The 14,594-nt window shown below is 73.2% G+C and carries 10 protein-coding genes and 2 pseudogenes; 7 read left to right on the forward strand and 5 right to left on the reverse strand.

Annotated elements, in window-relative coordinates; all coding sequences use genetic code 11:
- Positions 1 to 177: 177 nt before the first annotated feature.
- Positions 178 to 2,454 carry a catalase gene (locus ACFV46_RS11395; protein WP_385497860.1) on the reverse strand — a complete coding sequence of 759 codons (2,277 nt, stop codon included), beginning with the start codon at positions 2,452 to 2,454 and terminating at the stop codon, positions 178 to 180.
- 180 nt (positions 2,455 to 2,634) lie between these two features.
- Here ACFV46_RS11395 and ACFV46_RS11400 point away from each other — a divergent pair, with 180 nt between their 5' ends.
- The 4 genes from ACFV46_RS11400 (at position 2,635) to ACFV46_RS11415 (ending at position 6,387) form a co-directional block, all read left to right on the forward strand.
- Positions 2,635 to 3,216, forward strand: coding sequence for a sugar O-acetyltransferase (locus ACFV46_RS11400; RefSeq protein ID WP_385497861.1), 582 nt, complete (start codon positions 2,635 to 2,637; stop codon positions 3,214 to 3,216).
- Between the two features lie 272 nt (positions 3,217 to 3,488).
- A complete protein-coding gene (locus ACFV46_RS11405; RefSeq protein ID WP_385497862.1) occupies positions 3,489 to 3,863 on the forward strand; it encodes a hypothetical protein in 375 nt (124 codons plus the stop codon).
- A gap of 194 nt (positions 3,864 to 4,057) precedes the next feature.
- The gene (locus tag ACFV46_RS11410; RefSeq protein WP_361937110.1) at positions 4,058 to 4,444 is read left to right on the forward strand and encodes a metalloregulator ArsR/SmtB family transcription factor; all 387 of its coding nucleotides are present in this window, start codon (positions 4,058 to 4,060) and stop codon (positions 4,442 to 4,444) included.
- Positions 4,445 to 4,524: 80 nt separating this feature from the next.
- Positions 4,525 to 6,387 carry a glycoside hydrolase family 76 protein gene (locus ACFV46_RS11415; RefSeq protein ID WP_385497863.1) on the forward strand — a complete coding sequence of 621 codons (1,863 nt, stop codon included), beginning with the start codon at positions 4,525 to 4,527 and terminating at the stop codon, positions 6,385 to 6,387.
- Between the two features lie 8 nt (positions 6,388 to 6,395).
- Here ACFV46_RS11415 and ACFV46_RS11420 read toward each other — a convergent pair whose 3' ends face one another.
- The gene (locus ACFV46_RS11420; protein WP_361937104.1) at positions 6,396 to 6,869 is read right to left on the reverse strand and encodes an SPW repeat protein; all 474 of its coding nucleotides are present in this window, start codon (positions 6,867 to 6,869) and stop codon (positions 6,396 to 6,398) included.
- Positions 6,870 to 7,012: 143 nt separating this feature from the next.
- Between ACFV46_RS11420 and ACFV46_RS11425 the strand changes: the two are divergent.
- A pseudogene (locus tag ACFV46_RS11425) lies at positions 7,013 to 7,312 on the forward strand (hypothetical protein); the annotation flags it as partial.
- Positions 7,313 to 7,316: 4 nt separating this feature from the next.
- A pseudogene (locus ACFV46_RS11430) lies at positions 7,317 to 7,727 on the forward strand (hemerythrin domain-containing protein); the annotation flags it as partial.
- A gap of 53 nt (positions 7,728 to 7,780) precedes the next feature.
- Here the strand turns inward: ACFV46_RS11430 and ACFV46_RS11435 are convergent.
- Positions 7,781 to 8,713, reverse strand: a complete 933-nt coding sequence (locus tag ACFV46_RS11435) for a Rieske 2Fe-2S domain-containing protein (protein WP_385497864.1) — start codon at positions 8,711 to 8,713, stop codon at positions 7,781 to 7,783.
- Positions 8,714 to 9,024: 311 nt separating this feature from the next.
- Between ACFV46_RS11435 and ACFV46_RS11440 the strand changes: the two genes are divergently transcribed.
- Complete coding sequence (locus tag ACFV46_RS11440; RefSeq protein WP_385497865.1) at positions 9,025 to 11,106, forward strand: SpoIIE family protein phosphatase; 2,082 nt, start codon at positions 9,025 to 9,027, stop codon at positions 11,104 to 11,106.
- 12 nt (positions 11,107 to 11,118) lie between these two features.
- On the opposite strand, the gene ACFV46_RS11445 is transcribed toward ACFV46_RS11440, so the two are convergent.
- Together ACFV46_RS11445 and ACFV46_RS11450 are read right to left on the reverse strand one after the other, a co-directional pair.
- On the reverse strand, positions 11,119 to 12,609 hold the full coding sequence (locus ACFV46_RS11445; RefSeq protein WP_385497866.1) for an FG-GAP and VCBS repeat-containing protein: 1,491 nt from the start codon (positions 12,607 to 12,609) through the stop codon (positions 11,119 to 11,121).
- Positions 12,610 to 12,699: 90 nt separating this feature from the next.
- Positions 12,700 to 14,565, reverse strand: a complete 1,866-nt coding sequence (locus ACFV46_RS11450; protein WP_385498035.1) for a Na+/H+ antiporter NhaA — start codon at positions 14,563 to 14,565, stop codon at positions 12,700 to 12,702.
- Positions 14,566 to 14,594 lie beyond the last annotated feature (29 nt).

Consider the following 14,594-nt stretch of genomic DNA (forward strand, 5'->3'; position numbering starts at 1 on the left):
CGACAACACCACAAGCACGTCGAGCCCTCATTTCCGCAGGCAGTGGCAACGGCCGACGATTCTGCGCCCTCACCGGGGCCTTGCCGCAAGCCCCCGGGTGGGCTATACGTTGAGAAGGGCGAGGAGATCGAACTCCTCGCCCTTCGCGTTCAGGCCTCCCCGTGTGCGCCCGCGCCCTCAGACGGTCGTGGTGAACCGCTCCCAGACGCGGTGCGCGCCCATCAGTTCCCGCACCTGCTCCAGCGTGGCCGCGCCGTCGGCACCGACCACGACGCCCGGCGCGTCGACCGGGATGCCGGCCGCCTCCAGGGCCGCCTCGCCGCCCGCCCAGGCGCCGATCGCCTTGCCGTGCCGGAAGGCCTCGGCCAGCAGCTGCACCACGCGCGGGTCGGTGCCCGCCCGGGGGCCGGACGGCAGCGCCTTGGCGTCACGGGAGCCGTGGGCGTCGTCCCCGGCGGTCGGCGCGCCCGCCACCAGCAGCGCGTCGAACTCGATGGACCGCGCGGTCACGAACGTCCGCTGCACGGTCACCGCGTCGTCGCCGGTGCCCAGCGTGCCGCCGGCCGGGGCGACGACCAGCGGCACCATGTCCGCGCCGAGGACCGCCTCACGCACCGACCGCACCCCGTCCAGGTCGCCGCCCTCGGCGGTGACGATGCCGACGAGTCGCCCGTCGGTCGGCCAGACCTGCCCGACCTGGGACAGCGCCGGGCTCGGCTCGACGTCGGCGAGCGGCTCGGTCGGCTCGGGCGCGGGCAGCCCCAGGCCCTCCGCGACGCGTGCGCACAGCACGGGGTCGATGTTGGCGAGCGTCTGCAACACCCGCTCCTTGACGGCCTGTTCGTAGCACTTGCCGAGCTCGAACGTGTAGGCGCCGATGATGTGCTCCTGCTCGACGGCGCTCATGCTGAGCCAGAACCGGCGCGCCTGGCTGAAGTGGTCGGAGAACGACTCGGGCGCCTCGCGGACCTTCGTCCCCTCCGGCACCACCACCGGCGTCTCGACGTACGCGCCGTTGTCCGCGCCGGCCAGGAACGGGCAGCCCCCGTCGAGGGAGTTGGGCCGGTACGGGGCGACACCGCGGTGCACGGCGTCCTGGTGGAAGCCGTCGCGGTGCATGTCGTTGACCGGCGCGTGCGGCCGGTTGATCGGGATCTGCGCGAAGTTCGGGCCGCCGAGCCGGGTGATCTGGGTGTCCAGGTACGAGAACAGGCGCCCGGCGAGCAGCGGGTCGTCGGTGATGTCGATACCGGGGACCAGATGGCCGACGTGGAAGGCGACCTGCTCGGTCTCGGCGAAGAAGTTCGAGGGGTTCCGGTTGAGCGTGAGCAGCCCGATCGGCTGCACCGGGGCCAGCTCCTCGGGAACGAGGTTCGTCGGGTCGAGCAGGTCGATGCCCTCGAACATCTGGTCGGGGGTATCGGGGAAGGTCTGGATGCCCAGCTCCCACTCCGGGTAGGCGCCGGCCTCGATGGCGTCGGCGAGGTCGCGGCGGTGGAAGTCCGGGTCGACGCCGCCCGCGATCTGCGCCTCCTCCCACACCAGCGAGTGCACACCCAGCTTCGGCTTCCAGTGGAACTTCACCAGCGTCGTGGAGCCGTCCTCGGCCACCAGCCGGAACGTGTGGACGCCGAAGCCCTCCATCATGCGGTACGACCGCGGGATGCCCCGGTCGGACATGTTCCACAGCGTGTGGTGGGTGGCCTCGGTGTGCAGGGAGACGAAGTCCCAGAAGGTGTCGTGCGCGCTCTGCGCCTGCGGGATCTCCCGGTCCGGGTGCGGCTTCCCGGCGTGGATGACGTCCGGGAACTTGATGGCGTCCTGGATGAAGAACACCGGGATGTTGTTGCCGACGAGGTCGAAGACGCCCTCCTCGGTGTAGAACTTCGTCGCGAAGCCGCGCGTGTCCCGCACCGTGTCGGCGGAGCCGCGGGAGCCCAGCACGGTGGAGAAGCGCACGAAGACCGGCGTCTCGACGCCCGGCGCCAGGAACGCCGCCTTCGACACCGACGACGCCGTGCCGTAGCTCTTGAAGACGCCGTGCGCGGCCGCGCCGCGCGCGTGCACGACGCGCTCCGGGATGCGCTCGTGGTCGAAGTGCATGACCTTCTCGCGCAGATGGTGGTCCTGGAGCAGGACCGGGCCGCGCGGGCCCGCCTTGAGCGAGTGGTCCGTGTCGTAGCGGCGGACGCCCTGAGCGTCCGTCAGATAGGCGCCGGACTGTGCCATGCGGGCCCGCGCCGCCCCCGTCGCCTGGCCGGTGGGCGACATCGTGTCCGGCCCGCTCTGGTCGGGCTTCGGCGGCAGGGGCTCGCGCGGCTCGGTCGGCTCCGCGAGCGTCGGGGACTGCGGGGCGGGCTTGCCGGGGATTCCCTCCTCCGGACCCGCACCGGCACCCTGGACGGCTTCGGTGACCTTGTCCGCCGCCCGCTTGAGGGGGTTGGGCTGGCTCATCGCTATCGTTCCTCTGCTTCCTGCCGGCCACGGCCGGCCGGCGACCCGTGCCGGCTGCCGTGAGATCCGGCGCCGGGTACCCGGTTGTGCCGGACATATCCCCCGCCCCGGCGGTCCCGTACGCCCCCTACGCCCCATCGGACCAGGCCGCTGAGCGGGAACACCCGTACGCTCACCCGCATGCCGACCGACCACTTCGCCGACGACCCCCGCACCCAGCTGGAGCGCATGCTGGCGGGCGACCTCTACATCGCCGACGACCCCGAGATCCTTCGCAGGCAGCAGCGGGCCGTGCGCCTCGCCGCCCGCTACCAGGCCGCGTTCGCGGAGGACGCCGAGGCGGCCCGGCCGATCCTCGCCGAGCTGCTCGGCTCGCTGGGGGAGGGGGCCCAGGTCCGGCCGCCGCTGTACGTCGACTACGGCGGCAACATCACCGTCGGCGCCCGGACCTTCGTCAACTACAACCTGACCGCCCTGGACGTCGCGGCCATCACCATCGGCGAGGACTGCCAGATCGGCCCCGGCGTCCAGCTGCTCACCCCCACGCACCCGCTGGAACCGGGGCCGCGCCGGGACAAGCTGGAGGCCGCCCGGCCGATCGTCATCGGCGACAGCGTCTGGCTCGGCGGCGGTGCCATCGTCCTGCCCGGCGTCACGATCGGCGACAACTCCGTCATCGGAGCCGGCGCCGTCGTCACCAGGGACGTCCCGGGGAACGTCGTGGCCCTCGGCAACCCGGCCCGCCCTGTCCGCACCCTCTGACCGCCCCGCCCCGTCCCGCCCAGCCCTGGACGCCCCGTCCCGCCCCGCCCTGGACACCGGACACCCCGACGCGGCTGACGGCCTGCCCGACGTGCCGGGAGACGGGCACGGGCCGGTCAGGCGTGATCGTTGAGCGATCCGTTCTTCATATCTTCTGATCGGTCGGTGTCGTTCCCGCGCAGGCCGCCTCCCGGCCCCCTCGGATCGTCCTACGGTCTCGTTCGCGGGCCCGGAACCGGCGCCCGTCAGAGCACCGACAAGGGGAGGCGCCGATGGCGAACGTGGAAGTGACGCTGAAGGAGATGATGGCGGGGATCGAGGGGGCGCTGGGCGCGGCGGTGGTCGACTACACCAGCGGCATGGCCCTCGGCACCCTCGGCGGGGGGAAGGACCTGGACCTGAACGTCGCCGCCGCGGGGAACACGGACGTCATCCGCGCCAAGGTGCGGACCATGGAGCACCTCGGCCTCACGGGCGCGGTGGAGGACATCCTGATCACGCTGAACAACCAGTACCACGTCATCCGGCTGGTCGCCGGGCGCAGCGGCAACGGGCTGTTCCTGTACCTCGTGCTGGACAAAACCCGCTCCAACCTCGCCATGGCCCGCCACCAGCTCAAGCGGCTCGAGGAACAGCTCGAGGTCTGAACCCGCGACCGCTCCGGGCCGCCGTGCGCCCACGAGTTGAAGACTTCTTCAAGTCATCACATGGAGAGGGCCGCACTTCGTGAACGCCGGCCGCCCGGGCCCAGCAAGATGAGCGGGACCCCCATGACGCGACCGGGACCCCGGGCCCGCCGCGTCATGGGGAGAGGCACCTACGGACCGGCAGGAAGAGCGTGATGCACGTTCCCCTCTATCAAGCCAAGGCGGAGTTCTTCCGCATGCTCGGGCACCCGGCACGCATCAGGGTGCTGGAACTGCTGCAGCACGGACCGGTCCCGGTCCGGGACCTGCTCGCCGACATCGAGATCGAACCCTCCAGCCTCTCGCAGCAGTTGGCGGTGCTGCGGCGCGCGGGCATCGTGGTCTCCATCCGGGAGGGTTCGACCGTCAGCTACGCGCTCGCCGGCGGTGACGTGGCCGAGCTGCTGCGGGCCGCCCGGCGCATCCTCACGGAGCTGCTGGCCGGCCGGAACCAGCTCCTCGCGGAGCTGCAGCAGTCCGACGACCCCGCGCCGCCGGTGGCCGCGGCTGCCCGGCGGCCCGGCGGAGACGGCGCGCACTGACGAGTTCTCTGGACAAGGAGGTCCCGCAGTGCTGTCGTGGCCATGACGATGTTCCGTGCGGGGAACAGGAGCCGAACGTCATGCCGAGTCGTCCGCGCCGCCTCTGCGGCGCCCTGGTGGCCCTGGTGATCGCCGCGGCCGGCCTCGCCGCACTGCCCGCGCCGGCGCACGCCGCCCCGGCACCGGTGTGCGCCCTGTCCTGCGACACCCTCGACCCGTCGAAGGCGCGGCAGGACACCTTCCCGGTCGCCGACCGCGTCGTCAACGGCCGCCTGCTGCGACTGCACGTCTCCGACCCGGACTCCATGGCCTGGGCGAGCATCGACCGCGCCGGCACGGGCGACGCCGTATGGCTGGACCGGTCCTGGGACCGCGGCGCCACCTGGGAGCCCCTGCTCGGCAAGGCGACCGTGCCGGCGACCTGGACCGGCACCCGCACCCTCATGTACAACCTCACCGATCCGGTCGCCCACCGGCGCGGCTGGATCCGCGCCTGCGGCGACGCGGCGGCCGTCACCTGCACGGACTGGGTGTACCCCACGGTGTGCGACGGGACGTCCTGCGACGGCGACGACCCCGCCGGGGCGACCGGCGACGACCGGCCGGTACCGGCGGCCACGCTGTTCGGGCGGACCGTCGACCTGCACCTGGACCAGGCGCGCGGCACGGCCTGGGCGACGATCGCGCGAGGCGGCGCCGGCGACGAGATCTGGCTGGACCGCTCCTGGGACGGCGGCGCGACCTGGCCCGAGGGCTCCTCCCTGGGACGTACGGCCGTACCGGCGGGCGCGTCCGCCACCCGTACCGTCATGATCGCGACCCGCGACCCGCGCGGCCTGCTGTACGGCGGGGCGGTACGGGCCTGCGGACGGGCGGCCGACCGCCAGGAGGGCGGCTGCACCGCGTGGGCGCGGCCCGCCCCGACCCGGGCCCGGGCCGCGGCGGACGCGCTGATGGCCACGTACCGGACCGACGAGGGCTGGTGGCGGAGCAGCTGGTGGAACTCGGCGGTCGCCGTGACCACGGTGGCCGAGTTCGCGCGCCGCACCGGCCGGCACGACTACGACTGGGCGATCGCCCGCACCTTCGAGCAGAACAAAGGCGTCTTCCCGGCCGGCGCGCGAAGCTCCGACCCCGTCGAGGGGCACTTCATCAGCCGCGCGATCGACGACGCCGCCTGGTGGGCGGTGGCCTGGCTGACCGCGTACGACCTCACCCGTGAGCGGCGCTACCTCGACGAGGCCGTCACCATCACGTCGTACGTGGACGAGTACTGGGACCCGGGCACCTGCGGCGGCGGTGTGTGGTGGGACCGGGAGCGCACCTACAAGAACGCCGTCACCAACGGCCTGTACCTGTGGCTGACGACCGCCCTGCATCGGCGGCTGCCCGGCGACACCGTCTGGGCCGGCCGGTCGGCGGCGGCCGCGCACTGGTACCTGGGCAGCGGACTGATCGACGCGGCCGGACTGGTGAACGACGGTCTGACGGCGAGCTGCGCCAACAACGGGCAGACGGTGTGGAGCTACAACCAGGGCCTCGCGATCGGCGCCTTCACCCAGCTGTGGCGGACCACCGGCGAGACCCGGTACCTCGACACGGCCCGCCGCCTCGCCGACGCGGCGATCAGCTCACCCCGGCTGACCCGCGACGGCGTCCTGACCGAGTCCTGCGATGTCGGCACCGCGTCCTGCGACGACAACCAGAAGCAGTTCAAGGGCATCTTCGTCCGCCATCTGGCCGACCTCGCCGACGCCACCGGGTCGGCCACGTACCGCGCCTACCTCACCCGCCAGGCCGACTCCGTCTGGGACCACGACCGTGACGCGCTCAACCGCCTGGGCCAGCGCTGGGCCGGCACCACCCCCGATCCGGCGGACTGGCGCACGCAGGCCAGCGCCCTGGAGGCCCTCACCGCGGTGGAGCCCCCTGGGCGCTGGTGACGCCGGAGTCAGCCGGTGGGCATGCCGCGACGCCCGGAGGACGGCTTGTCCGACGAACGGGCCGCGGCGCTGGCGGCCAGCCCCAGCAGCAGGGCGATGACGCCGACGATGACGTTGTTCACGACCGACCTCGTCGTGCTGACGTCACCGGCCACGGCCCAGGGCGAGATGATCGTCCACAGGCCCAGCGCGCAGCAGGCCCAGGCCATGCTGTGCGTGCGCTCGTAGGCGCGTCCGAAACCGCCGCTCATCAGCAGCGCGTAGGCGATGCCGAGGATCAGGTTGTTCACGGCCAGGGTGGTCAGGCCGTTGAACCCCGCGATCCACGGCGACGCCGCCAGATACAGCCCCGTGAGCAGGGCCAGCGTCTCGATGGCCTGCCCCTGGGAGCTGGTGGACGCACGCTCCGCCATCTCATGGCGGTGGCGCATGTCGAGGATGTCGGGATGGGTCTCCATGGTGGACCGGGAAGAGGTCGTCATGCCTTCACCTCCGAGGTGGTGGGGCCCCCGATTGCCGATCCACGAGTAACCCCCTGTCCACGGCGCACGCGTGCCACGGCGCCCCTTCTTCCGTCTCGTGGTGGTGCGAGGCACGGAGCGCAACCCCATGGGAACAGCGGGGCATCCCGCTGGACCGGCAGCTACGCAACTGGCGCGAGCTCAACGTGCCGCCCATCGACCCCGACCGCTGCGACCCGTACACACGGTGCCGCATCATCACCATGAACGGGATCGAGGTCGAGGCGATCCTCTTCAGCCACCAGCTCGCCCGCAACACCGTCGACCCCGAGATCAAACGTCAGCTCGCCCGCACCCGCTACATCGAGGCGCAGCAGCAGAAGGTCGTGAACTGGCTGCTGCCGGGCGTCTCCTCCGTGTTGGAGACGACCATCGCCTACGAGCAGGTCGCCGTCCACGAGACCGGCCGCCGAGGAGGAGGTCGTCCACCCCTTCGCCCGGCGCAACCTCGCGGGCGGTGAACAGGTCGTGGAGGACCGGCTCGCCGAGGAACGCGCGGCCAAGGAGACGCTGGCCGCCCTCGACGACGTCGACCCCGACGACCCCACGTTCATGCCGCGGCTGATGAAGCTGCGCAAGGACGTCCAGGAACACGCGCGTGCCGAGGAACGGTACGAGTTCACGCACATCCGCCGCAGCGCCGACCCGGGGCAGCTCGCCACGATGGCCAAGGCCGTCAAGGCCGCCGAGGCCATGGCGCCCACCCGTCCGCACCCCGGAGTGGAGTCCGGGGCGGCGAACGTGGCCCTCGGCCCGGTGGCCGCGCTGATGGACCGCACCCGGGACACGGTCCGCAAAGCGATGGGCGAGAAAGGCTGACGCCCCCGCGCGGGCCCGGCCGCCGCGCCGGACCCGCGCCGGGAGCGCGGGCGTCACCGACGCGCGGTGCGGGCGACCGGCTCGCCGGCGGGCCGCCCGCCGTTCTGGTGGCGCAGCCGCACCTCGACGTGGCCGTCGGTGATCCGGGTCTCGAACGAGGGCTGCGGGGCGGTGGCGGGACCGCTCACGTTCCAGCCGTCCGAGAGCCGGAAGACGCTGCCGTGCCAGGGGCACCGCACACACCCGTCGGCGACCGTGCCCTCGGCGAGCGGCCCGGCGAGATGGCTGCACCGCTCGGCCAGCGCGTGCACCTGCCCGCCTGGCTCGCGCACGACCAGCACCGGTACGTCGTCGACGCTGCGCCGGACCGGCTCCCCGGCCGGGAAGTCGGCGACGGCCCCGACCCGGTGCCAGCCCTCGGTGACGACGTGCGGCACCTCCTCCGCGTGATTGGCGCCGGATGCCTGCCGGTACGCCAGATGGCCACCCAGCATGCCTCCGACCCCGACCGCCGTCAGACCGAGGAAGCCGTACGCCCGGCCCGCCGCCTCGCGGCCCCGGACGCGGCAGCTCAGCGAGGTGGCGTACAGGCCGACAGCGGCGATGTTGGTCAGGGCGTGCACCAGACCGACGCGCTGCTGCTGCCGGTGCAGCTCGGCCCAGTCGACCCAGCCGGCGACGGCGGCGGGCCCCGCGGCCGCCAGCCCCAGCGCGACGAGCAGCCGGGATTCGCGCGAGCGGCCGGGGCGCAGGTCCAGGACGGCCGCCGACATCCAGCTGCCGATGGGCACCTGCACCATCAGCGGATGCAGCGGATGCCCCAGCCACCGGCCGTGCAGCGCGTCGCGGCCGCGCCCCAGGGGCAGGGCCCGGACCCCCGAGCGCAGCGCATCGATGACTTTGTCGGCCGCGGGCTCGCGCTCCAGGCGGTCCAGCAGCGACAGGACGCGGTTCCGTCCCAGTGGACGGCGTGGCGATTCGCTCATGCCGGCCCGGGTCCCCACCCCCGGGACGCGGCAAACGAGCCGGCCGACCGCCCTCGGAGAGGCCGTCGGGCGGACCATGGAAGGCAGGAGTGACATGGTGACCGAGACGACGGGTTGATCATGGTGTGGGTCGTGTGCCGCGTGCCGGGCCGCCGGGAGGACGGACGGCGCGCGGCGGTCCCGGCGAGTCCCCTGGCCGTCGTACGTCCCGTGCCGCATCGTGAACAGGTCGCCGACCTGTGGGAAGAACGCCGTCATCGGCGGGGTGCGGACAGCGGTACGCCGGTGGGACGGGAAGAGGGGCGAGTGTGATGGGCCGAGCGAATCAGCGTCCGGCACGGCCGGGATTCCCGCAGGAGGCCACCTCCGGCGCCAGCGGGCTCATGGACCTGCTCGGCGTCGCCGCGGTGCTGGTCGAGGCCGACGGCCGGATCGACATGTGGAGCCCCCAGGCCGAGGCGCTGTTCGGGTACTCCGGCGACGAGGCCCTCGGCCAGTACGCGTCCCGGCTGCTGGTCGACCCGGAGCACCGCGCCGAGGCCATCAGGCTGTTCGCCTCGGTCATGGACAGCGGCGAGGACTGGGCGGGCGTCTTCCCCGTCCGGCACAAGGACGGCAGCCTCCGCATGGTCGAGTTCCGCAACATGCGGCTGACGGACAACATCGGCGACCACTACGCGCTGGGGCTCGCCACGGACCGGGCGACGCTGCGCCAGGTGGAGCGCAAGGTCGCCCTGTCCAGCCAGCTCGTCACCCAGGCGCCCATCGGGCTCGCCGTCCTCGACACCGAGCTGCGCTATGTGGCCGTCAACCCCGCGCTGGCGGCGATGCACGGTGTCTCCGAGGCCGACCACATGGGGCGCGGCTTCCGCGAGATCCTGCCCGGCGCGCCGTTCGCGGTCGCCGAGGCCCAGATGCTCGAGGTCCTGGAGACCGGCCTGCCCGTGGTCGACCAGCAGGTGGTCGGACGCACCCGGGCCGACCCGGGCAGCGACCACGCGTGGGCCGTCTCCCTCTACCGCCTGGAGGACCACACCGGGCAGGTCCTGGGCATCGCCAACGTCATCGTCGACGTCACCGACCGCTACGAGTCGGCGCAGCGCGCCGAGCGGGCGCAGCAGCGGCTGCGCATGATGGCCGACGGCTCGGCCCGTATCGGCACCACCCTGGAGGTCGAGCGGACCGCTCAGGAACTCGCCGACGTCCTCGTCCCGGACCTGGCCGACATGGTCGCCGTCGACATCATCGACTCCCTGCTCCAGTCGGGGCGCCCCGACCCCGGCGACGGGCTCCCGCTGTTCCGCGCCCTCGCGGTCAAGACCGCCTACCCGACCGACGCCTCCGAGGCGCTCATCCAGCCGGGCCATCTCACGACCTACCACGCCGACCATCCGGCCGCCCACTGCTTCCGCACCCGTGAGGCCCAGCTGATCACCCACCTGGAGCGAGCCGACCTCCGGCGGGTCGCGGCCGACGACGAGAGCGCGCGGCGGCTCGCCGAGGCCGGTGTGCACACCGACATGGCGGTGCCGCTGATCGCCCGCGGCGAGGTCGTCGGCGTCATGGGCCTGGCCCGGGCCCGCAACCCCCGCCCCTTCGACGGGGACGACCTCACCCTCGCCTGCGAACTGGCCTCGGCCGCGGCGCTCAGCATCGACAACGCGATCCTGCACCAGCACATCCGCAGCGCCGCCGAGACCCTCCAGCGCAGCCTGCTCCCGCAGCTCTCACCCCGCCACCCCGGCCTGGAGATCGCCGCCCGCTACCGGCCCGCGCAGGCGTTCAGCGAGGTCGGCGGCGACTGGTACGACATCATCCCCCTCGACGGCGACCGTACGGCCCTCGCCGTCGGTGACGTCATGGGCAGCGGCATCCCGGCCGCCACCGCCATGGGCCGGCTGCGCACCGCCACGTCCACGCTGGCGGACCTCGACCTCGACCCGGCCCGCATCCTCACCCACCTCGACAAGATCACGCAGGATCTGGACCCGTTCTTCGCCACCTGCGTGTACGCCGTGTACGACCCGTACCGGCACGTACTGCAGATCGCGTCCGCCGGGCACCTGCCGCCCGCGCTGGTGCCCGACGGGGGCCCGCCGAGACTCCTCGACCTGCCGTCGGGCACCCCGCTGGGGGTGGGCGGGGGCTCCTTCGAGACGACCACCCTCGCCCTCGACCCCGGCGACCAGCTCGTGCTCTACACCGACGGGCTGGTCGAGACCCGCGACGACCCCATCGACGAGCGGCTGGACCATCTGCTGAGCCTGCTGGAGGGCCCGCCCAGCGCCCCGGAGGACCGCTGCGACCGGCTCCTGAGCAGCCTCCGAAAGCCCTCCGACCACGACGACGTGGCCCTCCTCATCGCCCAGGCCCACCCGGTGAAGCCCGCGTGACGGGCACCCCGCTCACTCGTCGACGGCGGTCCCGAACCCGGCGTCGGTGGGCGGCGCGGCCAGGGAACGCGGACCGTACGACCACGACCCCCGGGCGACGACCCCGGCGGCCGACCCGGGGAGGTGCCAGGCCGACCCGTCGGCGCTGTTCTCGCCGGGCGCCGTCGCCAGCAGCCCGGCGCGGCCGTCGCGGTCGGTGTCCGCGAACCGGACCTGCGCGCCGAAACGGTCGCCCTTCTCGACCGTGCCCGGCACGTTCGCCGTGTTCTGGGTGAAGGAGACCGCACCGGCCGTGGTCAGTCCCCGGGCCGAGCCGCGCAGGACGACGACCATCCCCGCGTCCCGTACGGTGCCGACGTCCTCGCCGGGCACACCGATGGCGAGATCCGCGAACCCGTCCCCGTCGGCGTCGCCCAGCGACACGTCGTAGCCGAAACCGTCGCCCAGTTCGGGAGTGCCCGGCACCCCCGGATCGCGCTGGAGCCACACCTGGTCCGGCCGGCCGTATTCGTCCAGGTCGGTGAAGGCGTCCGGGCCGCCGAGGAACACCAGGACGGAGCCGCCGGTGAGCGGCTCGTACTCGTCCTCCAGCCGGTCCGGCCGACCCGCGACCAGGTCGTCGTACCCGTCGTGGTCGATGTCCCCGGAGGCCGTCGCCGGGCCGCCGGGCAGATCGCGGACGTAGGTGAGGCCGCCGGCCCCGCCCCGGTAGACGGCCGAGCGGCCCTGGCCGTCCTCCTCCAGGCTGCGGCCGGCGACTATGAGGTCGGCGAAGCCGTCGTCGTCGTAGTCTCCCGTGGTCAGCGAGGCCGGCTGGATCTTCTCGTCGCCGGGGGCGCCGACCGTGTCGAGGCGGCCCGCGGGGCGCAGCGCGCCGCCGTCGTGGGTGAACAGGTGCACGCCCTGCCGGTCGGCCACGGCGAGCACGTCGCCGGGTACGGCGCCGCTCAGCCGCGCGGCGGCCACCGCGAGCCCGAACCCGGCGTCCGCCGCGGGCGTGGCCGCCCCGAGGGCGACGCTGCCCGACGCCGTGAGCCCGGTCCGCGAACCGAACAGGACCGTCACCCGGCCCGCGTCCTTCACACCGCCGACGTCCTCGCCGGGCACGGCCACGATCGCGTCGTCGTAGCCGTCGCCGTCCAGGTCCCCGCTCGCGACGGCGGCGCCGAAACCGTCACCGGACTCGGCGCTGCCGGGCACACCGGGAGTGTTCTGCCCGAAGATCGCCGTGCGTGCCTTTCGTGTCCCCGAGGCGGTGCCGATGCCGCGCGGCCCGCCGTACTGGACGGTGACGTAGCCGGAGTTCTTGCGGCTGCCGTCGGTCCCCGTCGGCGCCCCGACGAGGACGTCGTCGTACCCGTCGCCGTCGAAGTCGCTGTTGCGGTCGACGGCGTGCGTCCCGCCGGGCGTGCCCGCGTGGGCGCCGGGGGCGGCGGTGATCACCGCGCCGGTCAGGAGCAGGAAGGAGGCGGCGGCGACGGCCGCCGGTTTCCTGTGCGTCATGGTGTCTTCCCTCGGGCTCGCACCTGTGTGGCCTGTGCGGGTTGGACCCGCGAGAGGCCCCGAGAGTTGTAGCCGGTGCGGAGGGGAATCTCAGGCGCGCGGTTCGCGGGGCGCGGTCCGCGCGGCCAGGACGCGCTGCCGCGCCTGTTCGACCGCCCGGGTCAGCGCCTCGATGTCGTAGGCGCCCTGGTGACGCGCGCCGTTGATGAAGAAGGTCGGGGTGCCCGAGACCCCGCTGAGGTCCGCCGAGTCCACGTCCTCCGTGATCCGCCGCGCTCCCCGCTGCCGTTCGACGTCGTCGCGGAAGCGCACCAGGTCCAGGCCCAGCTCCCGCGCGTAGCCCAGCAGGTCCCGTCCGCTGAGCGCGTCCTGGCGCATCAGCAGCAGATCGTGCATCTCCCAGAACCTGCCCTGGCGTGCGGCGGCCTCCGCCGCCTCCGCCGCCAGCTGGGCGTGGGGGTGCACGTCCGGCAGCGGCAGATGCCGCCACACGTAGCGGACGTCGGAGTCGGCACCCAGCAGCTCGCGCACCACCTGCTCGGCCTGACCGCAGTAGGGGCACTCGAAGTCGCCGTACTCCACCACGGTCACCGCCGCGTCCGCCGGCCCGCGCACCCGGTCGTGCCGGGGATCGACGGCCACCGCCAGGTCCGTCGGCGTCTCCGAGGTGCCCAGCAGGGCACGTGCCCGCAGGGCCTCCGGCAGCAGGCCGATCGCTCCGGACACCAGCCAGGTCAGCGCGAACGCCACCACCAGGGAGGCGAGGATGCCGATCCGCGCCTGCTCCAGTTCCTCGCCCTCGAACGCGATGGCCGCGATCAGCAGGGAGACGGTGAAGGCCGCCCCGGCGACGGCCCCGCCCACGGTGACCGAACCCCAGCCCACATTGGGCCGCAGCCGCCCGGCCGTCAGCAGCCGCGCGCCCGCCATCGAGCCGACGATCCCGATCAGCTTCCCCGCCGCGCAGCCCACCACGATGCCCAGGGTGATCGGCGAGGTGAACGCGTCCGCCAGCTTGGCGCCACTGAGCTCGATACCCGCGTTGGCCAGTGCGAACAGCGGCACGATGCCGTAGCTCACCCACGGCAGGAACTTCTGTTCAAGACGCTCGTTGGGGGAGATCGCAGCGGCGAGTCCCTTCACCGCGTCGCGCTGCAGCTCGGGCGTGGGCTGCTCCCGGAAGGAACGGAACAGCCGGCTCGCCCGCTCCAGATCGCTGCGCGGCGCCGGATAGGCGACCACCAGGGCGCCCACGGCCAGTCCGGTGACCACGGGGTCGACGCCCGCCTCGTGCAGGGCGATCCAGACGAGCAGCGACAGCAGGGCGCAGTAGACACCCTTGCGGACGCCCGCCAGACGCAGCACCACGATGCCCAGCAGACCGCCGAACGCCACCAGGAGCGCGCCCACATGGATGCCGTCGCTGTAGAAGACGGCGATCACGACGAGGGCGACCAGGTCGTCCACCACGGAGATCGACAGCATGAAGGCGCGCAGGGCGGCCGGCAGCCGTCGGCCGAACACCGCGAGGATGCCCAGCGCGAAGGCCGTGTCCGTCGACATCGCCGTGCCCCACCCGTGCACCGAGTCATGGCCGGCGTTGATCGCGACGTAGATCACCGCGGGGACGACCATGCTGCCGAGCCCGGCCACCGCGCAGAGCACCACCCAGCGCCGGTCCCGCAGATCGCCCATGTCGAACTCGCGGCGCGCCTCCAGACCCACCACGAAGAAGAACAGGCTCATCAGCCCGGCGTTGATCCACTCGTGCAGATCGAGCGCGAGGTGATAGCTGTCGAAACCGACGGTGAAGGTCGCCCCCCACACCGCCTCGTAGGAGTGCGCGTCCATGTTGACCCACAGCAGGGCCACCACGACCGCCGCGAGCAGCAGGGCCGCGCTGCCCGTCTCGGTCTGCACGAACGTCCGCCAGCGCGCCCGGGTCTGGCTGGACATCGTCTCGCTGGCATCGCTGGACTCGTAGC

Source organism: Streptomyces sp. NPDC059852 (assembly GCF_042731455.1).
In the GTDB taxonomy this organism is placed as follows: Bacteria; Actinomycetota; Actinomycetes; order Streptomycetales; family Streptomycetaceae; genus Streptomyces.